Here is an 18,889-nt window from a genome sequence, read left to right as displayed (position 1 = left end):
TGTTGCGCCTGCTCGCCAGCGCTTCGTGCGCATCCTGTTTGCACAAGTGAACTCGGCAACTTATTCAACCTTCGAGGCATTTGGTCTGGACTCGAACGTTGAAAACAAATACCCCGCCCACCTCTCGGGCGGCCAGCAACAACGTGTGGCAATTGCGCGGGCGCGGGCGATGGAACCGGAGGTCATGCTGTTTGACGAACCGACCTCCGCACTGGACCCCAAACGAGTCGCAGAAGTGTTGAAAGTGATGCAGGCGCTGGCCGAAGAAGGCCGAACCATGGTGATGGTCACCCATGAGATGGGCTTTGCGCACCACCTGTCCAACCCTGTGATGTTCCTGCATCAAGGTCGGGTCGAGGAACAAGGCTACCCCGCTGACCTATTGGTCAACCCGAAAAGTGAACGGTTGACGCAGTTTCTTGCCGGCAATCTCAAGTAGGCCGGCGACCCTTCAATATTTTGACAAGAGGCAAACATGCACAGCGCATTTCCAACCCACCTCGGTTACATCCAACAGCGCGAGCAGTTTCTGGCTGCCGCCCAGACCGCTGGTGCCCGGCTGACAACCTGGGCGCATCCATTGCGCGGGCCGTTTGGCGAATCACTGAGCACCGATGTCGCCTGGCTCGGCGACCCGCAGGCCAGCAAGGTACTGGTCACCCTGAGTGGCACTCACGGGGTTGAGGGGTTCTATGGCTCGAACTGCCAGATTCAATGGCTGCAAGGGTTCAACCAGAACACGCTGCCGGCCGATGTCGCGGTGTTGATGATCCACCTGATCAACCCCTGGGGCACCGCCTGGATGCGCCGGGTCAATGAAGACAATATCGACCTGAATCGCAACTACCTGGACTTTACCCAGGCGCTACCAACCAACCCGGCCTATGCGGCGCTGCACGACATTTACATCTGCACCGAGGTGTCAGGCCCTGCACGCGCGCGCGCCGATGCGCACTTTGATGCACGCATTGCTGCCGAGGGCTGGCCGACGGTGATGTCGATTGTCGAAGCCGGCCAGTACACCCATCCCGACGGCCTGTTCTACGGTGGGCAGGCACCCGCCTGGTCGAACAAGACGCTACACGCCATCCTTGAAAAACACCTTGGCCATGCCCTGACGGTCATGAGTTTTGATCTTCATACCGGGGCTGGCGACTACGGCCATCCGATGCTGATGACCATCAGCGAATCCGCCTACCCGGCGTTGCAACAGGCCCAGGCGATTTATGGCCCATGGCTGTACACCCTGATCACCGGGGCTGGCAACCAGAGCGACACGGGCGTTGCCGCGACGGCAACGGGATACACCTCACAAGCCTTGCTCGATGCGCTGCCGCACGTGGAGTTGATGCCATTCGTGATTGAGTGCGGCACCTATCCAGGCGAGCAAGTGCACACGATTTTGCGCAATGACCAGTGGCTGCATTTGCACGGAGACTTTGCCGATCCCGTGGCAAGACGCATAAAGCTGCAACTGCTGGAACAGTTCTACCCCACCGACAGTGACTGGCAAGCGGTGGTCTGGCACCGCACCCGGAATATCTGGGCGCGCGCCCTGACGGCATTGGCACGCGACCTGTAATACCTGTTAGAAAAACTAAACTAACCAACAGGTTCAGGCATCTTTTCTTAGCTGACTGCCTCCTCGTACTCTGTCTTTACCGTGAACCTATAGGAGAGCCCGCCCATGTTTTTGCGTAACGCCTGGTATGTCGCCGCCAGCGAAACCGAGCTGGGAGAAAACCTGCACCCCGTCACGCTGCTCAGTGAACCGGTGGTGCTGTACCGCAAGCAGGACGGCACACCGGTCGCCCTCGAAGATGCCTGCCCGCACCGCAAGCTGCCCTTGTCGATGGGCCGCCGTCAGGGCGATGACATCGAGTGCGGTTATCACGGCCTGACCTTCGACTGCTCAGGCAGCTGCGTGCGTGCCCCCGGCAGCCGGCGTATTCCGCAAGGCGCCAAAGTGCGCAGCTACCCGCTGGCCGTGCGCTACGGATTTATCTGGATCTGGATGGGCGATGCCGATCTGGCCGACGAAACGAAGATCTGCCACGTACCGGAATGGGGTGACCCGGCCTGGGGCCTGAATCGCGGCGACAGCATGGTGATTCCCTGCAATTACCTGTACATGACCGACAACCTGCTGGACCCGGCGCATGTGGCGTGGGTGCATCAATCGTCCTTTGGTAACGCGGCGTGCGCCGAAGAGCCGCTGCAAACCACGGTCACTGACAGGGGCGTAATCGTCTCGCGGTGGATGCGCGATGTCGAAGTCGCACCGTTCTACGCCAAGTTCGTCAAATTCAGCGGCCATTGCGACCGCAAGCAACACTACGAAGTACATTACCCCGCGCAGGCCATCATCAAGGCGCTGTTCACCCCGGCCGGCACCGGTCGTGATGACGGAGAACTGCACGAGCAGGTGTTCCTGATGAACTCGTACAACTTCATGACGCCGATTGATGACGCCAACACGCGCTATTACTGGTTTCAGGTGCGTAACTTCGATACCGACAATGAAGAGGTGTCTCGCCAGTTCGATGAAGACGTGCGCCATGCCTTTGCCGAAGACCGCGAAGTGCTCGCCGCCGTGCATAAAGGCATGGCCAACAAGCGCACGCCCAATATCGACCTGGCCTCTGACTCAGGCCCTCTGCGCTTTCGCCGCCAGCTCGACAAGTTGATTGCTCAGGAACAGCACATCCAGCAGGAGGCTTGAAATGGGCACGCTCAGTTTTAAACCGTTCCGGGTCGTCGAGAAGAACCAGGAAAGCGCGGTCATCACCTCCTTCGTGCTGGCCGCCGCCGATGGCGTATCCTCGGTATCGTTTCGTCCGGGCCAGTTCGTCATCCTGCGCCTTGCCTCGGGTACAGGCAGTACCATGCTGCGCCATTACAGCCTGAGTGCCGATGCCGGCGATCTCTCGCGGGTGCGCATTTCGGTCAAGCGCGAGCCTGCACCCGTCGACAGGCCAGAACTGCCAGCAGGGCAAGGGTCCGGTTACCTGCACGACCATGTACAGGTCGGTGACACGCTCGACATCGCCGGCCCCGCAGGCGATTTCGTGCTTGACGAAGACAGCCCGCAGCCTGTGGTGCTGCTCAGCGCCGGCGTGGGCATAACCCCCATGCTGAGCATGCTTCACCGGTTGAGCAGGGATTCAGCGCGCCCGGTGTATTTCATCCATGCCTGCGAGCACGGTGCTGTGCATGCCTTTCGTGAAGAAGTGCTGGCACTGGCCAGTCGGCGTTCAGGAATCGACGTGCACTTCTGCTACCGTACACCCGATGCCGAAGACCATGCCAGCGGCGCCTTTCACAGTCAGGGGCTGATCAGCCGAGAGACTTTGCAGGCCCTGTTGCCTCTGGACGACTACGATGTTTACCTGTGCGGGCCAAAGCCGTTCATGCAGGCGAACTGGCGTCTGCTGCGCAGCCTTGGTATTGCCAAAGAGCGTATCCACTACGAATTCTTTGGCCCGGCGAGCTTGCTGGAAGAAGAGCAGAACGCCCCGGCTCCCGCTGCACCGGCCCCCAAGCCCCCGGCACATGTAAGTGCAGACGCGCTGAGCGTCGAGTTTCTGCCCTCGGGCACCCGTGTGGTCTGGAACGAGCATTGCGAATCGCTGCTGGAACTGGCTGAACTGGCGGGACTGACCCCTGCTTTCAATTGCCGGGCCGGCCTGTGCAACACCTGCCAGGTGCCGCTTCGCGAAGGTTCGGTCGAGTATTTCGAAACGCCGCTGGACACGCCTGAGGACGGTCATATCCTGCTGTGCTGCACCCGCCCGACCACAGCGGTGACAATTGACTTGCCTGCGTCTTGACCCTTTAACCACCGCATTAAACGTGCGGCGTGCAAATCTCGCGCACCAGCGCCATGGTCTGCTCGGCCAGGCGCGACAGGGGCCGCTGCTCGGTGGTGGCGAAAAACAGGTGAGTCTGAATCATCGGCTCGACAATCGGCACCGCCTTCAGGCCTTCGAGCATGAAGTCCGGCTTGGACAACGCGGACTGAAACAGCACGCCATAACCCATGCCGAGCTTTATCAGCTCCAGCAACGAAGGAATGCTGTCGATCTCGAGACAAACGTTGAGCGCCACCGACCGACGCGCCGCCTCGGCTTCGATCAATCGGCGGATCGAGTGCGGCTCGCTGGGCGTGATCAGCGGATAGGTGCCCAGGTCTTCGACGCGCACCTGTGCAGGCAACGCTGCCTCTGCGCTGCCGATTAGCATCAAGGGTTCGCAATGAATGTGCTCGTATTGCAATTGGGCGCTTTGACTGGGGTTGAACAGCAAGGCGAAATCCAGCCGGCCGAGCAGCAACCATTCGCGCATGGAATGGCTCAGCCCTTCCTTGACGCCCAGCGTGCAGTCCGGAAAACGCTCACGAAACTGAGCCACCAGCGCCACGGTGTGGCACCTGGAAATACTCGGCGGCAGGCCCACCACCACTTTGCCGGACAGGCTGCCACGCTGTTCACGCAGTTCTTCGCGGGCCACCTGAACCTGGCGCAGAATGCCTTTGCCGTGATTGAACAGCCGCTGCCCGGAGGTGGTGAGTTGCACACTGCGGCCATTGCGCAGTAACAGGTGTTCCTGCAACTCGACTTCCAGTTGCCGCACCTGGCGGCTGACGGCCGATTGCGACAGGTTCAACACAGCCGCCGCCCGGGTAAAGCTGCCGAACTCGGCAACGCGAACAAAACACTCCAGCTGTTTGAGATCCATGCAACGTACCCGGCCAAAAGGCCACCTTACCCCATTCCTGTGGCTTGCCGGGGGCTGCCATACAAGGCATCCACCAAGTGCTGCCAGTCGAAAGGCTCTAATGCCGCATAGTCGATGTCCGCTTCAAGCATCGCATCGACCAGCCCGCGCTGAACACTGACAATGGCCTGGCTCATTGACGGCTGCACACGCCGCCCGCTTGGTCGCCGGCGCCACCGAGTTCATGTCGATGAACACTTGCCCCGGTTGCATCAACGGCGCGGCATCGAGCGCCGCTTGCAGCGCGGTGTCGGCGGTCACCGTCGAAATCACCCAGTCGCCCAGATCAATCGCCTGCGCAGCGCTGGCGCATAAATGCACGCCGCTTTTGAAGGCTTTTTCTTCAAGCCGCGTGCGGGTCGCGGGGTCTTGGTACAAACGGTCATAGGCATGAACATCCAGGCCCGAGTCGGCCAGGTCTTCGCCCAGAATTCCGCCGGCCTCGCCGAAGCCGAGCAATGTGATGGAAAGTGTCATGGTGCGGCTCCTGTGTCAGCGCCGATGGTGGCGCTGTGGAGCCTGTGCAACAACAGAAGGCCGGTTCTAGCAGGTATGCGTGTTTTGCATTTCTGAAAAAGATACTGGCAACTAGCTACCTCCCAGACTATTTATAAACATGGACGATGCCCTCTCACTCTTCAAGGGATGCACATGGACAGAGCAAACCCACCCTCTTCAGCGCAGAACGACCAGTTTCAGGCCGAACATGCGCGTATCGATCAACGTCGGAATCTGCTCGGGCTTGCGCGCAAAAGTAGCGGACATTGGGCCTTGGCATTATCTGGTGGAGGTATTCGCAGTGCTACGTTCTGTCTTGGCGTGCTGCAAGCGCTGGCTCGGGCCAAGGCGCCAGACGCTGAGAGCGAAGACTGCGAAACAACCGAGACATCGGGCGTCGGCAAGCGCCTGCTGGCGCACTTCGACTACCTGTCGACCGTCAGCGGCGGCGGGTATATCGGCTCGTTTTTTGGCAGCCTGTTTATACCCGATCGACTGCGTAGGCCTGAGAACAAGCAAGCGGTTGCCAATCCGCAAGTCCAGGCTGCGCAAGAGGCTTATGAAGTGCTCGATTACGAGCCGCCAGGGCGCATCCGCACCAGCATCGACTACACCCGTGCGCCAGTGGGTGCCGCGCCGCTGGCCTGGCTGCGCGAGAACGGTCGTTACCTGACACCGAATGGTTCAGGAGACCTGTTCTATCTGCTGGGCCTGTCGCTGCGCAACCTGCTGGCAGTGCATTTCGTCATCGGCATGCCGCTGTTGTGTGCGCTAACCCTGGCCATGCTGGTGCAGAAGGGCATTTCGAGCACTGGGTTGTGCGAACAGAATGACACCCTGTGCAATTCGCTCTGGTGGCTGCCGGGGGCGGCAATCATGCTTGTGGTGGTACCGCTGATGCTGGCGTTCTGGATGATTTATCCACGAGAAAATCAGGATGAAAAAGTAGAGCCTTGGAGCCGGGCCACAAAAATGTATGCTTTAGCCGGCATCGTGTTCGTTCTGGTCGCGGCTTTTTCCTTGGCACTGGACACTCGATTGCGGATCATTCTGTTCGCTTGCGGGATGGTCTGCCTGCTTGGGGTTGCAACCTGTTTCGGCGTGACCAAGCGCCTCAAGCACATCAATGACGAGCCACTGGTGGACAACAACTGCGTGCGCGGCTATCGCGTGCTGATCACCCAATACCTGGCCCAGGCTCTGATCGCCACACTGGTACTGGTGTTTTTCGCTCTGGTGCTGTCACTGACCCAATGGATCTATCAACAAGCGTTGGGCCCCCACCTGATTTCCTCCGCAGCTCTGTTGCCGCTTCTGATCGGCGGGGTACGTACATTGTCAACCTTGCTGGACGATAAAGCGCCGAGCAGTTGGCTGAGTCGCCTGCCACTCAGCGTGATTGCCGGTGTCGCGGGCATTACGATCTTCATGCTGGTGGCCTTGCTCTGGGGGCTGCTGGTGCAGTTCGTCAACAACCCACCGCCTATCAACTATTACCTGCTGCCCGCAGAGGCATTCTTCAGGCTGGCAGGCCTGGCGCTTATCACCCTGATGTTGAGCTATGGCGCCGGGAAATTTATCGGATTCATCAACCTGTCATCGCTGCAATCGTTCTACAGCAGCCGGCTGACCCGCGCCTATCTGGGTGCCTCAAACGGCCTGCGCTTTTCCGGCCAGACCAGCCATATCCGCAAACAGCGCCTGAGCGTCGCCCAGGCCCTGTCCGATGATGACGTGCCTATCGAGCAGTACTACGCCGCCACCCCGTGTGCGCCGGTGCATTTGATCAACGTGACCCTGAACCTTACCGTCGACCCTGCCGAGCAACTGGTGCAACGCGACCGCAAGGGCAAACCGCTGTGCCTGGCACCGAGTGGCCAGGCGGCTCCGGCCAGTGTCAGTTACATCTACGACGGCGAAACCCGTCAACGCTCAAATCAGAACAAGGGTATTGGTGAGACCCAACAGCGCCGCAGTCTCGCGCACTGGATCGCCACCTCCGGAGCGGCGGTATCCACCGGGCTTGGCCGGGCCACCACGCTGGGCACCTCATTGTCACTGGGTCTGAGCAACCTGCGCCTGGGCACCTGGTGGCCGAGCAATTTCCTTGAGGAAGGCGAAACCGCCAACAGCAGCCGGGTCTGGAGGGATAAATACTGGGCTCGGGTCTTTCCGACCCAGACTTACCTGTTTTATGAACTGACCGCCCACTTTCACGGCTTGCGCCGCGACTATCAGTACCTGTCCGACGGCGGCCATTTCGAAAATACCGCCACCTACGAACTGATCCGCGAAGGACGCAAGATCGAGCTGATCGTCATGTGCGACTGCGGCGCCGACCCGACCTACCAGTTCGATGACCTGGCCAACCTGATCCGTCTGGCGCGCATTGATCAGGGCCTGGAAATCCAGGAAGACACCGGCGTGCAACAGGTTGCGGACCTGGCGCCCTACTTTGGCTCTATCGAAAACTTCGCCAAACCTGGCGCGGACGACAGCCTGCGTTGCGCAATGCTGTTCAACGTGATGGATCGCCATGACAGGCGTAACGCACGCATTCTGCTGCTCAAACCCAATGTCACCGCCAGGCTGCCGGTCGATGTCCTCAATTACGCCAACGCCCACCCGACCTTCCCCAACGAAAGCACCGCCGACCAGTTCTTCAACGAGGCGCAGTTCGAAAGCTATCGGCAACTGGGTTTGCAGATTGGCCAGACGCTGTTTGGCGACGGCCAGCCGACCCCGGTTTCCGAGGCGTTGTGGGGCTATTTGCTGGAAGCAGACAGCAAAGGCCAATAGGCGAGATGTAGAATCATTGGCCCGGTACAACTGAGTGTGCCGGGCCTTTTTGCAGTCAGAGTCATCGACTCATTACGCCATCCGCCCCAACAACTCAACCACCTGCGCATGCAACTGCGGATCGCCGCACGCCACCACCGCGCCGCCGTTCTGCGCAGGTCCGCCGTCCCAGGCCGTCATCACGCCGCCGGCGCCTTCGATGATCGGGATCAGTGCCTGGACGTCGTACGGTTTGAGGCTGGCTTCGACAATCACATCGACGAATCCCGAGGCCAGCATGCAGTAGGCGTAGCAGTCGCCGCCCCAGCGCATCAGGCGCGCCTGGCAGGCGACGCGATCAAAGGCTTCGCGCTGGCCGGGCTCGCTGAACATGTCGGGCGTGGTGGACATCAATACCGCTGACGACAGCCCTTCGCAGGCGCGGGTTTTCAAGGAGACGCCGTTGCACCAGGCGCCTTCGGGGGTGCCGATGTAACGTTCGCCGGTAAACGGCTGGTTCATCATGCCCAGCACCGGGCGCTGGCCGTCGTTGAGCGCGATCAGCGTGCCCCACAGCGGCAGGCCGGTAATGAACGCGCGCGTGCCGTCGATCGGGTCGAGCACCCAGGTCAGGCCGCTGCTGCCGGCAACGTCCTCTTCTTCTTCGCCGAGAATGCCGTCGCTTGGGTACTGCGCCAGAATCAACTCACGCATGACCCGTTCGGCGGCCTTGTCGGCCACGGTCACCGGGTCGAAATGCGCGCCGCCCTTGTCTTCGACGGTCATCTGCGCGCGGAAATAAGGCTGGATGGCCGTGCCCGAGGCGTCTGCCAGTCGGTGGGCGAAGGCCAGGTATTCTTGCAATTGGTCGTTGCTCAGGGTCATGGGGTTTTCCTGTTCTGAAGGCGTGCAGGCGCGGATCATACCGCACCTGCGGCCAGGTTCAGCTCCGCGACGTCAACCAGGCGCGCCAGCCGCCCCACTGGCTGATGTCTTCGGCACCTGTCAGCCCGTAGCCCTCGCAGATGAAGCCGGTTTCCCAACGGCCATCGGCCAGTTCGACCTTGCCCAGCCCGAGCGGCGCCGGGATGCCACTGAGGAATGACCCCAGCTCGGCACTCGGCAATTGCCAGACTTCGATGGCAATGGCAACGCCCTGCTCCGCCACCCGCACCATGCCAGGCCGCTGCACCGGGCCGCCCGCCAGCGCGTACAGCCGATAGGCCGGCGCGCTGTGCGTGGTTTCAACCAGGGTCGCACCGCGCTGTTTGAGCTGCCCGTTGAGCGCCAGACCTTCCAGATGCGCACCGCAGACCACCAGGCGGGTCTGATCATGCCCCGCCACACGCCCCACGGCCTGACCTTGTTGATAGGCATGCGCCAGGCTGAGCAGGTACTGGTCGGTAAACGCGCGACCGAACAGCGTCACGCCCCACGGCAAACCGTTGGCCATCGTCGCGCTGGGCACGGCCACGGCGGCGTAGTCGAGCAGGTTCATGAAGTTGGTGTAGTAACCCAGCTCTGAATTGCGCAGCACCGGTTCTTCAGCCAGTTCAGCCAGGGTGACCGCACGGCCGATGGTCGGCGTCAGCACGCAATCGAGCCCGGCCATGACGCGGTCGCATTCGGCCTTCAAGGCTTGCAAGCGGTACTGGCCGCGGAAGGTATCGACCCCGGTCACTTCCGGGCCTTTGGCAAGCACGGCGTGGATCACCGGCAACACGGCCTCGGGCTGGGTACGCGCCAGTTCACCGACCACGCTGTAGCGCTCGGCTACCCATGGCCCTTCGTACAGCAAGCGGGCCGCTTCCAGAAACGGCGACAGGTCAAGGCTCACTACTTCACCGCCCAGCGCCTGCAAGCGTTCGATGGCGGCGGCGAACAATGCAGGCCCTTCGTTGCAACCGAAGAACTGCAAATCCTGCTGACGCGGCACACCAAAGCGAAATGGCCGTACATCACCGAACGCGGTCGCGCCGTTCCAGGCCGGATTGGCACGGCTGTAGGCGTCTTCGGGGTCCAGACCAGTGGTCAGCGCCAGCAACTGGCTGGCTTCCTGCGCGGTGGCTGTGAAGGTGGTCACGCAGTCAAGAGTACGGCAGGCCGGCACCACGCCGGCGGTGGAGATCAGGCCCTTGGTTGCCTTGAGCCCGACCAGGTTATTCAGCGCCGCCGGCACCCGGCCGGAGCCTGCGGTGTCGGTACCCAGCGCAAAGCTGGTCAGCCCCAGGGCCACGGTCAACGGTGAACCGGCGCTGGAGCCGCCTGACGGGTAGTCGCTCAGCACGCTATTGCGGCAAGGACCATACGGCGAGCGCGTGCCGTTGAGGCCGGTGGCGAACTGGTCGAGGTTGGTCTTGCCCAACGGCACGGCGCCCAGATCGATCAGCTTCTGCACAGTGGTCGCGGTACGCGTTGGCGTATAGGCATAGGCCGGGCACGCGGCGGTAGTCGGGATGCCGGCCAGATCGATATTGTCCTTGATCGCGAACGGCACGCCATACAACGGCAGGCTCTCGATGCTGCGCGATTCAAGCACAGCCAGGTAAGGCTTCAGCTCTTCGACGCTGAGCAGGTGAATGAACATGTTGAACTCAGGGTTCAAGGCTTCGGCACGCTCACGCAGTGCCAGAATCAAACGGCGTGGCGACTGCTCGCCGCTGAGGTAAGCCGCGCGCAGCACATCCAGTTGCAGATCGTTGTTCATGCTTGTTCTCCTGTAGCGCTGATCGGTTCCAGAACCACCACTCGTTGCCCTGCGCGTATCGCCGAGCCAGGTTCTACACGTATGTCGCGAACGATGCCGGCGCATGGCGCGAGCACCGGAATTTCCATCTTCATCGACTCCAGCACCACCAGCGCGGTGCCGGCTGTCACCTGCTCGCCGACCACGACCTGTACCTGCCAGAGGTTGCCGGCAATCGGGCTTTCGACGCTCATCTGGTGGGCAGGCAGCAGGGCCTCTTCAGTGGCCTCAGCCACCGCTTCGTTACTCTCGAAATGCGCCTGGCCGCTGTCGATCCAGCGTTGCCTTTCGGCGGCAAAGGCGGCTTGCTGACGCTCGCGGAACGCTGCAATCCCAGAGGCTTCTTTGGCGAGAAACGCTTGATAATCGGCCAACCGCAACTGGCTGTGTTCGATGTTCAGATCGAAACGCCCCAGCGGAAAATCACGGCGAATGCGCAGCAGTTCGTCGGCGCTGACCGGGTAAAAACGAATCTGATCGAAAAAGCGCAGCAGCCAGGGCTTGCCGTCGAAGGCCGCCACGTCGCGGTAACGGTTCCACATCTGCAAGGTGCGACCGACGAACTGATAACCGCCGGGGCCTTCCATGCCGTACACGCACATATAGGCGCCGCCGATGCCCACCGAGTTTTCGGCGGTCCAGGTGCGTGCCGGGTTGTACTTGGTGGTCACCAGACGATGGCGCGGGTCCAGCGGCGTGGCCACCGGCGCGCCGAGGTAGACATCGCCCAGGCCCATCACCAGATAGCGGGCGTCGAACACCGTGCGCTGCACTTCATCGAGGTCCGCCAGGTCGTTCATGCGGCGGATGAACTCCAGGTTGCTCGGGCACCACGGCGCGTCCTTGCGCACGGTGGTCATGTATTTTTCGATGGCCAGCTGACAGGCCGGGTCGTCCCACGACAAGGGCAGATGGACGATGCGCGACGGTACTTGCAGGTCGCTGGCGGCACACACCGCGTCCCACTCGCCGGCGACTAGTTGCAGCAGCTGCGCCAGCGGCAGTTGTTCAGGCTGATAGTGAACCTGCAGCGAACGGATGCCCGGCGTCAGGTCGATTACCCCGGCCAGGGCCTTGGCTTGCAAGGCCTGCATCAGGGCGTGGCCGCGAAAGCGCAAGACCAGATCCAGCTCGGCAGCGCCGATTTCCAGCAGCAGATGAGTATCACCGGCCACGCGCGCCACCAGCCGGGTATCGTCCCGCCCCAGATCGAGCACGATGGGCGATGAGCGTGCGGGTTCAGGGACTTCGACGGCTTGCTCACTCAGCAACGGCGCGGTGGCCAGTTGACGGGCGCGCAGCAGATTGGTCGCGACAAAGCGTACTTTGTCACCGGCCTTGAGCTGCCCCAGTTGCCACAGGTCCGCCTCGATCACCGTCACCGGGCATACGAAGCCGCCCAGGCTCGGGCCGTCGGGGCCGAGGATCACCGGCATGTCGCCGGTAAAGTCCACCGAGCCGATGGCGTACGGGTTGTCGTGGATGTTGGACGGGTGCAGCCCGGCCTCGCCACCGTCGGCCCGTGCCCATTCGGGCTTGGGTCCGATCAGGCGCACACCGGTGCGGCTGGAGTTGAAATGCACTTCCCAATCGGTGGCGAAGAAGGTGTCGATGTAGGCTTCGCTGAAGTATTCCGGCGCCCCATGCGGGCCGTAGATCACGCGGATCTGGCGTAGCGCAGGCAACGGCGCTTGCCCGGCCAGTTGCGCAGCTGCCGTGGTGTCGGCAAGCGGTGCCAGATGCAGCACATCACCGGCCCGCAGCGCCCGACCGCCATGGCCGCCAAACTGGCCAAGGGTGAAGGTGCTTTTGCTGCCCAGATAATCGGGCACCTGCAAACCGCCGCGCACGCACAGGTAACTGCGCGCACCGGCACCGCTGATGGTGCCCAGGCTCAACACGGAACCGGCCTTGATCAGCAGTGCGGTGTTCATCGCCACCGCCTGGCCGTCGACCGTCACCGGTAATACCGCGCCGGTGATCGCCAGCACCGCCTCGGTGTTGAAACGCAGGCTCGGGCCGCTCATGGTGATTTCCAGGCCCGCCGCGCCTTCGGCGTTGCCAAGCAACTGGTTGCCCAGGCGCAGGGCGCGGCTGTCCATGGGACCGGAAGGCGGCACGCCCACGGCCCAGTAGCCCAGACGCCCCGGATAATCCTGAACGCTGGTCTGGGTGCCGCCACTGAGCACCTCGAAGGTCGACGCCTGATAGGTCAGGCCTTCCAGGCAGCGCGTCCACGGCTGGCCGCTGGCGAACGGTGCATCGAGCAGAATCTGCCGCAGGTAATCGCGGTTGGTTTCTACGCCATACAGTTGGCTTTCACCCAGGGCCCGGTGCAGTTGTAAGCGTGCCTGTTCACGGTCGGGTGCCCAACTGATGACCTTGGCGATCATCGGGTCGAAGTACGGCGCGATCTCACAACCCGCCTCGACCCAGGTGTCGATGCGCAGCGCCTGGCCGTCGGCCTGGGGAAACTGCACGGCGGTCAACAGGCCGGGGCTTGGCTGAAAGTCTTTGCCCGGATCTTCGGCGTACAGCCGCGCCTGCACCGCATGACCGCGCGGTTGCAGGCCGGCGGCCAGTTCGCTGAGCGGCGGCAGGTCGCCGGCCGCCAGTTGCACCATCCAGCGCACCAGATCGACGCCCCACACCTGCTCGGTGACACCGTGCTCGACCTGCAAACGGGTGTTCACTTCAAGAAAATAGAAGCGCTGCTCGTCGCTGTCGAAGACGAACTCGACGGTGCCGGCGCTGCGGTAATTGACCGCGCGCGCCAGTTGCACCGCCGCCGTGCACAGGGCCTCGGCCATGCCGTCGGGCAAATTGGGCGCCGGGGTTTCTTCCAGCACTTTCTGGTTGCGTCGTTGCACCGAGCAATCGCGCACCCCCAGCGCCAGCACGTCACCTGCGCCATCGCCGAACACCTGAACTTCCAGATGGCGGGCGCGCTGGATGTATTTTTCGATGAACACACCGGCGTCACTGAAGTTGTTCTGGCCCAGGCGCTTGACCGTCTCGAAGGCTTCGCTCAGTTCCTGCGCCGAGCGGCACACGCGCATGCCGATGCCGCCACCGCCGGCGGTGCTCTTGAGCATCACCGGGTAGCCGACCTGTTCGGCGGCCTGCAACGCATCGGTAAGGCTGTCGAGCAAGTCGGTGCCTTCGAGCAACGGTACGCCCTGCTCACGGGCCAGGGCGCGGGCGGTGTGCTTGAGGCCGAACAGGCGCAGCTGTTCCGGCGTCGGGCCGACAAAAGCGATGCCGGCGGCTTCACAGGCTTCGGCAAAGCCTGCGTTTTCCGACAGAAAGCCGTAGCCCGGATGGATGGCTTGCGCGCCGCTGGCTTTGGCGGCGGCGAGGATCTTGTCCACGGCCAGATACGTGCCAGCCGCCGCGCCCTCGCCCAGGCTCAGCGCCTGATCGGCTTCAAGAATGTGGCGGCTGGCAAGATCGGCCTCTGAGTAGACCGCTACGCCTTTGACCTCAAGTTCGCGCAGGGTGCGCAAGATACGGCAGGCGATGGCGCCCCGGTTGGCAATCAACAGTGTGTCAAACATCAGCAGTCCCCCGAAGGCGGCAGATGTCCGCCCTGGCTGGGTTGCGGGTCGTCCCGCAGTTTTTCGGGTGGGTCTCGGGGCCGTCCCCAGACCAGAAGTCGCTACGGCTTGCGCGGGCCGTTTTGTGGCGGCCGGTAGCCGGCGCGGCTTTGGCACACGGCGAGTAGCCACAGGCGCAAGGTGTTCAGCCAGGGTTTCATGCCCATATCAGCAACTGCGCAGGCGTAGGGTTGTAGCCGTTGCACGGGTTGTTCAGTTGCGGGCAGTTGGAGATCAGCACGATCACGTCCATCTCGGCACGCAGTTGCACGTATTTGCCCGGCGCTGAAATACCGTCCTCGAAGGTCAGGCCGCCTTCGGGGGTGACCGGCACGTTCATGAAGAAATTGATGTTCGGGCTGACGTCGCGTTTGCCCATCCGGCCGTCGTGGCAGCAGGCGCGCAGGTAGTTGTCGCGGCAGCTGTGCATGTGGCGCTTGTCGAGCGCATAGCGCACGGTGTTGCTTTCCTGGGAGCAGGCGCCGCCGAGGGTGTCATGGCGGCCACAATTGTCGTCGACAATGGTCAGCAACGGCCGGCCGAGGTTGGAATACAGCACGCTGCCAACGCCGAGATAAACGTTGTTCTGCCGGCGCAAGGTGCGTTGCACGTCATAGCGTTCGCGAGGGTTGGCGGCGCTGTAGAACAGCGTGTCGATGGCCTGATTGCCCTCCAGGTCGAGGATGCGCAGGGTTTGCCCGGCCTTGACTTCGGTCAGCCAGGGTTCGCCGGCCGGAATCGTGGCCTGGTAAATCGCGGTTTCAGGGTGCAGATGAGCGCTCATGGCAGCCTCCTCAAGCAAACAAACGGTCGGTATTGATGAAGCCGCGCTGGTTTTCCGGGCGCGAGGTGCGGCAGTGTTCGGCAACACTGGCATCGCTGCTCATGAAGGTCAGTTGCAGCGGCTTGGGTGCGTACTCGGGCGCAGGGTCCATCGGGTGTTGCAGCGCGGTGATGACGAACAACGTGTCCATGGGCGCGTACAGCTCGATGCAGTCGCCGGCCTTGCTGTTGCCTGGCGCAAAATGCAGCCCGCCCTGCTCGTCGACATCGACGCGGCTGAACAGGTTGAGGGTCATCGACAGGTCGGTCAGGCCCAGTTGCCACTTGCCCATTTCCACCAGCAGGTTATCGGCGCCGTTGCGAAAAAAACCGTTGCGCAATTGCTGATAGTTACCCTGGCCGTATTTTTCCTGCACCTCCTCGGCGTTCAGCACGCCACCGAGACTGTCGCTCCAGCCGCAGGTGTCGCGGGTGATGGCGGCCAGCACGCGGCCCATGTCCGAGTACAGACAGTGGCCGGCGGTGAGCTTGGCGGTGTGTTGGCATTTGAGGCTGTCGGGCAGGTTCAGGCGCTCGCTTTTCTCGTGCGCGTTGAACAGCATCACGCTGACGTTGGCGCCGCCTTCAAGATCGGTCAGGCGCAGTAACTGGCCGCGCTTGAGTACAAACGACAGGTGGCCGCCGCCCGGCACATATTCATCGGCAAAAACATGGGGTTCATTCATGGCTGTTTCTCCAAGTCGGTTAAAGAGCGCTGGCTGTTCAGCGGCAAGTCGTAGGTAATGCGCGCGCCATAAGCCTGCGGTGCATGCGGGTCGACGCGCACCTTGTCGAAGACCATCAGGCGCGTGCCCAGGCTGAAGCCTTCGCTCAGGTCGTGGGTGACCATGAACACGGTCAGCCGCGTCTCGCGCCACAGCTCCAGCAGCAGCGCGTGCATGTCTTTGCGGATGCCCGGATCCAGCGCGCCGAACGGCTCATCGAGTAGCAACACGCGGGGTTTCATGATCAGGGCCTGGGCGATGGCCAGCCGTTGCTGCATGCCGCCAGACAGCTGCGCCGGGTATTTTTCCAGGGCATGACCGAGCCCGACCTTGTGCAGCAACTGCGCAGCGTGCTCGCGGGCGGCACGCTTGCGCTGGCCGAACAAACGCCCGAGTAACGGCGCCTGGGGCAGTTCAAGACCCAGCGTGACGTTGTCCAGCACGCTCAAATGCGGGAACACCGAATAACGCTGAAACACCACGCCGCGGCTGGGGTCCGGCTCACCGGCCAGTGGCTGGCCGTCGAGCAGAATCTGGCCTTTGCTGGCGCGTTCCTGGCCCAGCAGCAGGCGCAGAAAGGTCGACTTGCCGCAGCCAGAGGTGCCGACCATGGTGCAAAACTCACCCTCGGCAATGCTCAGGTTCAAGCCCTCGAGCACCACATGCTCGCCGTATTGCTGCCAGACGTTGTTGACTTCGATAAAGCTCATGGCCGGCTGCCCTCGTACCAGGGAAAGGCGCGCCGGGTCAGGGTTTTCAGTCCCCAGTCCATCAACCAGGCCAAAGCGGTGATCCACACCACGTAGGGCAGAATCACGTCCATGGCCAGATAACGGCGCACCAGAAAGATCCGGTAACCCAGGCCGTCCTCGGAGGCGATGGCCTCGGCCGCGATCAGGAACAACCACGCCGAACCGAGTACCAGGCGCAGCGAAATCAGCAGCCGCGGCAGCAATTGCGGCAGCACCACACGCAGGATCAACGTCCAGGTCGAGGCGCCCAGGGTTTGCGCCTTGATCAGCAGCTCGACCGGTATTTCCCGCGCACGCTGCTCCAGGTCACGGGCCAGGATCGGCGTGATGCCGATCACGATCAGCATCACCTTCGACAACTCGCCCAACCCGAAGACGATGAACAGGATGGGCAGGATCGCCAGCGGCGGCACCATCGACAGCACCACCAGCAACGGCGACAACGGTGCGGCAAACAGTGGCAGCGTGCCGGCGGCAATGCCCAGGCACAGCCCCGCTACGGCGCTGATAGCCAGCCCCACGCCCAGGCGTTGCAGGCTTGATGCGGTGTCTTTCCACAGCAGGTACTCGCCACTGCGCTTGTCTTCGGTAAAGGCCATGCGCTTGACCGCATCGCCCATTTGCGCAGCGCTGGGCAACAGCTTGTCGTTGGGGTTTTCTGCCAGCCGCTGCGCCGAGCCCAGAAAGTAGGCACACAGCAACAACGCAAACGGCAGGATCACCAGCAACAGCCGCGTGGGGCGGTCGGGGTGACGGTTGATCAGTTGCATGGCGCGGTCTCCTGGTTACAGCTTGCCGTCGGCGGCCAGCTGCACATAGGTGGGGTCAAAGCGCAGTTTCAGATTGGTTTTATCGCCGCGGGTCACGCCATTGGCGAAGCTCATGCCGACCACGTGGCTGTCTTTGGCGCCCTCACCCAGCAAACCATGATCAAAGGAAAAGCCTGCCACCTTGTCCATAGTGTCCGGCAGTTGCGCACTGGTAACGAACTCCAGCGCCTGCTGCGGCGTGTAGAACAAACGGGTGGTCGCCAACTGAGCCTTGAAACCGGCCAGATCGGTGCCTGACGCCTTGGCCATGTGGCTCAGCGCGACATCGCCTGCCGCACTCTGGCCATTGATCAGGGTCATGACCTCGAACCACGCACCTACCAGCACCTTGCCCAGCGCCGGGTTGTCTTTGAGGGTCTGGGTATTGACGACCATCATGTCGAGGATTTCGCCGGGGATCTTGCTGGAGTCGAACACCGCGCTGACGTCGGGCCGGGCCTGAATGTCGGCCAGCATCGGGTTCCAGGTAGTAACGGCCTGCACGTCATTGGTGTTGAACGCGGCGGAGATATCGGCATCGGAGGTGTTGACCACTTTCAGGTCTTTTTCACGCAATCCGGCGGTGTCCAGTGCCCGTGCCAGCAGATAGTGCGAGACCGAAAGCTCGACCAGATTGACGTTCATGCCCTTGAGGTCGGCCACGGTCTTGCCGGTGCCCTTGATGACAACGCCGTCGTTGCCGTTGGAGAAGTCGCTGACCAGCAGCGCAGTGCTGTCGACGCCGCCGGCAGCCGGAATGGTCAACGCGTCCATGTTGGTCATGGTGCAGCCATCGAACTGGCCGGCGGTGTACTGGTTGATCGATTCGACGTAGTCGTTGAGCTGGGTGACCTTGACGGTGATGTCGTACTTCTTCGCCCACTTGTCGACGATGCCCTGCGCCTGGGCATATTCCCACGGCATCCAGCCGGCGTAGATCGTCCAGCACACGTTGAAATCAGTCTTGACCGCCGCCATGGACGAGGTGCTGGTCAACAGGGCGATGCCTGCGGCGAGGAAAGCGGATAGAAGGGACTTTCTCATGGTAAGACTCCAGTTGAGGGTGGACGGGCAAGGAGCAGCGCAACACTTGTATGACCAAGTGGTCTGTCTCCCGGGCTTTTGTCCCGCCGTGTGACCTGAACTGGAGGTCGTCAGCTCTCGGACCAGACACTCGCTTTTCAGCGAGCCGGAACCCTAGCCAACCATTTTCAAATTGTGGTGCAAACTGCTTGCGCTACTCCTGCACATGATGGGCTATGCGAGAGGCGTGCCAGATAACATTGAAACGACCTGAAGGCTTTTATACATAAGGGTTGCAGTGTCCAGACGGGCTTATCGCAGGCTCCATGACCCCTGTCATTGATGCGCCGAAACAGCGCAAGAC

14 protein-coding genes, 1 pseudogene and 1 riboswitch are annotated in these 18,889 nt (G+C 62.1%); of the genes and pseudogenes, 5 read left to right on the top strand and 10 right to left on the bottom strand.

Annotated elements, in window-relative coordinates:
• Window positions 1-103 precede the first annotated feature (103 nt).
• The 4 genes and pseudogenes from ACYP2A_RS03550 to ACYP2A_RS03535 all read left to right on the top strand — a co-directional run.
• Window positions 104-439, top strand: a pseudogene (locus ACYP2A_RS03550) (ATP-binding cassette domain-containing protein); the annotation flags it as partial.
• Between the two features lie 36 nt (window positions 440-475).
• Window positions 476-1,582: a DUF2817 domain-containing protein gene (locus ACYP2A_RS03545; protein ID WP_459742828.1), complete on the top strand. Its 1,107-nt coding sequence runs from the start codon at window positions 476-478 to the stop codon at window positions 1,580-1,582.
• 105 nt (window positions 1,583-1,687) lie between these two features.
• Complete coding sequence (locus tag ACYP2A_RS03540; RefSeq protein ID WP_459742827.1) at window positions 1,688-2,722, top strand: aromatic ring-hydroxylating dioxygenase subunit alpha; 1,035 nt, start codon at window positions 1,688-1,690, stop codon at window positions 2,720-2,722.
• 1 nt (window position 2,723) lies between these two features.
• Window positions 2,724-3,830 carry an FAD-binding oxidoreductase gene (locus ACYP2A_RS03535; protein ID WP_459742825.1) on the top strand — a complete coding sequence of 369 codons (1,107 nt, stop codon included), beginning with the start codon at window positions 2,724-2,726 and terminating at the stop codon, window positions 3,828-3,830.
• Window positions 3,831-3,846: 16 nt separating this feature from the next.
• On the opposite strand, the gene ACYP2A_RS03530 is transcribed toward ACYP2A_RS03535, so the two are convergent.
• On the bottom strand, window positions 3,847-4,737 hold the full coding sequence (locus ACYP2A_RS03530) for a LysR family transcriptional regulator (protein ID WP_459742823.1): 891 nt from the start codon (window positions 4,735-4,737) through the stop codon (window positions 3,847-3,849).
• Window positions 4,738-4,860: 123 nt separating this feature from the next.
• The gene (locus ACYP2A_RS03525) at window positions 4,861-5,253 is read right to left on the bottom strand and encodes an NAD(P)-binding domain-containing protein (RefSeq protein ID WP_459742821.1); all 393 of its coding nucleotides are present in this window, start codon (window positions 5,251-5,253) and stop codon (window positions 4,861-4,863) included.
• A gap of 294 nt (window positions 5,254-5,547) precedes the next feature.
• On the opposite strand from ACYP2A_RS03525, the gene ACYP2A_RS03520 reads away from it, so the two are divergent.
• Window positions 5,548-8,073 carry a hypothetical protein gene (locus tag ACYP2A_RS03520; protein ID WP_459742819.1) on the top strand — a complete coding sequence of 842 codons (2,526 nt, stop codon included), beginning with the start codon at window positions 5,548-5,550 and terminating at the stop codon, window positions 8,071-8,073.
• Between the two features lie 72 nt (window positions 8,074-8,145).
• On the opposite strand, the gene hisN is transcribed toward ACYP2A_RS03520, so the two are convergent.
• The 8 genes from hisN to ACYP2A_RS03480 all read right to left on the bottom strand — a co-directional run bounded on the left by hisN (window position 8,146) and on the right by ACYP2A_RS03480 (window position 18,546).
• Complete coding sequence (hisN, locus tag ACYP2A_RS03515) at window positions 8,146-8,937, bottom strand: histidinol-phosphatase (protein WP_459742818.1); 792 nt, start codon at window positions 8,935-8,937, stop codon at window positions 8,146-8,148.
• Window positions 8,938-8,995: 58 nt separating this feature from the next.
• Window positions 8,996-10,759 carry an allophanate hydrolase gene (atzF, locus tag ACYP2A_RS03510; RefSeq protein ID WP_459742816.1) on the bottom strand — a complete coding sequence of 588 codons (1,764 nt, stop codon included), beginning with the start codon at window positions 10,757-10,759 and terminating at the stop codon, window positions 8,996-8,998.
• Window positions 10,756-14,355, bottom strand: a complete 3,600-nt coding sequence (uca, locus tag ACYP2A_RS03505) for an urea carboxylase (protein ID WP_459742814.1) — start codon at window positions 14,353-14,355, stop codon at window positions 10,756-10,758. Before uca ends, atzF begins: the two co-directional genes overlap by 4 nt.
• A 196-nt stretch (window positions 14,356-14,551) precedes the next feature.
• The gene (locus tag ACYP2A_RS03500) at window positions 14,552-15,178 is read right to left on the bottom strand and encodes an urea amidolyase associated protein UAAP2 (RefSeq protein WP_459742812.1); all 627 of its coding nucleotides are present in this window, start codon (window positions 15,176-15,178) and stop codon (window positions 14,552-14,554) included.
• A 10-nt stretch (window positions 15,179-15,188) separates the two neighbouring features.
• A complete protein-coding gene (locus ACYP2A_RS03495) occupies window positions 15,189-15,902 on the bottom strand; it encodes an urea amidolyase associated protein UAAP1 (RefSeq protein ID WP_459742810.1) in 714 nt (237 codons plus the stop codon).
• Window positions 15,899-16,651: an ABC transporter ATP-binding protein gene (locus tag ACYP2A_RS03490; protein WP_459742808.1), complete on the bottom strand. Its 753-nt coding sequence runs from the start codon at window positions 16,649-16,651 to the stop codon at window positions 15,899-15,901. Before ACYP2A_RS03490 ends, ACYP2A_RS03495 begins: the two co-directional genes overlap by 4 nt.
• Window positions 16,648-17,463 carry an ABC transporter permease gene (locus ACYP2A_RS03485; protein WP_459742806.1) on the bottom strand — a complete coding sequence of 272 codons (816 nt, stop codon included), beginning with the start codon at window positions 17,461-17,463 and terminating at the stop codon, window positions 16,648-16,650. Before ACYP2A_RS03485 ends, ACYP2A_RS03490 begins: the two co-directional genes overlap by 4 nt.
• Before the next feature lie 15 nt (window positions 17,464-17,478).
• Window positions 17,479-18,546, bottom strand: coding sequence for a putative urea ABC transporter substrate-binding protein (locus ACYP2A_RS03480; RefSeq protein ID WP_459742804.1), 1,068 nt, complete (start codon window positions 18,544-18,546; stop codon window positions 17,479-17,481).
• A 65-nt stretch (window positions 18,547-18,611) separates the two neighbouring features.
• Window positions 18,612-18,714: riboswitch (guanidine-I (ykkC/yxkD leader) on the bottom strand.
• Window positions 18,715-18,889: the final 175 nt, after the last annotated feature.

The sequence above is a fragment of the Pseudomonas sp. 3A(2025) genome, assembly GCF_054589175.1.
The sequence above is the reverse complement of the archived record's forward strand: the minus strand, read 5'-3'. Positions and strand labels throughout refer to the sequence as shown.

Coding starts and splice junctions, on each gene's coding strand:
- ACYP2A_RS03545 (WP_459742828.1), top strand. CDS start 476: ATGCACAGCGCATTTCCAACCCACCTCGGTTACATCCAACAGCGCGAG.
- ACYP2A_RS03540 (WP_459742827.1), top strand. CDS start 1,688: ATGTTTTTGCGTAACGCCTGGTATGTCGCCGCCAGCGAAACCGAGCTG.
- ACYP2A_RS03535 (WP_459742825.1), top strand. CDS start 2,724: ATGGGCACGCTCAGTTTTAAACCGTTCCGGGTCGTCGAGAAGAACCAG.
- ACYP2A_RS03530 (WP_459742823.1), bottom strand. CDS start 4,737: ATGGATCTCAAACAGCTGGAGTGTTTTGTTCGCGTTGCCGAGTTCGGC.
- ACYP2A_RS03525 (WP_459742821.1), bottom strand. CDS start 5,253: ATGACACTTTCCATCACATTGCTCGGCTTCGGCGAGGCCGGCGGAATT.
- hisN (WP_459742818.1), bottom strand. CDS start 8,937: ATGACCCTGAGCAACGACCAATTGCAAGAATACCTGGCCTTCGCCCAC.
- atzF (WP_459742816.1), bottom strand. CDS start 10,759: ATGAACAACGATCTGCAACTGGATGTGCTGCGCGCGGCTTACCTCAGC.
- uca (WP_459742814.1), bottom strand. CDS start 14,355: ATGTTTGACACACTGTTGATTGCCAACCGGGGCGCCATCGCCTGCCGT.
- ACYP2A_RS03500 (WP_459742812.1), bottom strand. CDS start 15,178: ATGAGCGCTCATCTGCACCCTGAAACCGCGATTTACCAGGCCACGATT.
- ACYP2A_RS03495 (WP_459742810.1), bottom strand. CDS start 15,902: ATGAATGAACCCCATGTTTTTGCCGATGAATATGTGCCGGGCGGCGGC.
- ACYP2A_RS03490 (WP_459742808.1), bottom strand. CDS start 16,651: ATGAGCTTTATCGAAGTCAACAACGTCTGGCAGCAATACGGCGAGCAT.
- ACYP2A_RS03485 (WP_459742806.1), bottom strand. CDS start 17,463: ATGCAACTGATCAACCGTCACCCCGACCGCCCCACGCGGCTGTTGCTG.
- ACYP2A_RS03480 (WP_459742804.1), bottom strand. CDS start 18,546: ATGAGAAAGTCCCTTCTATCCGCTTTCCTCGCCGCAGGCATCGCCCTG.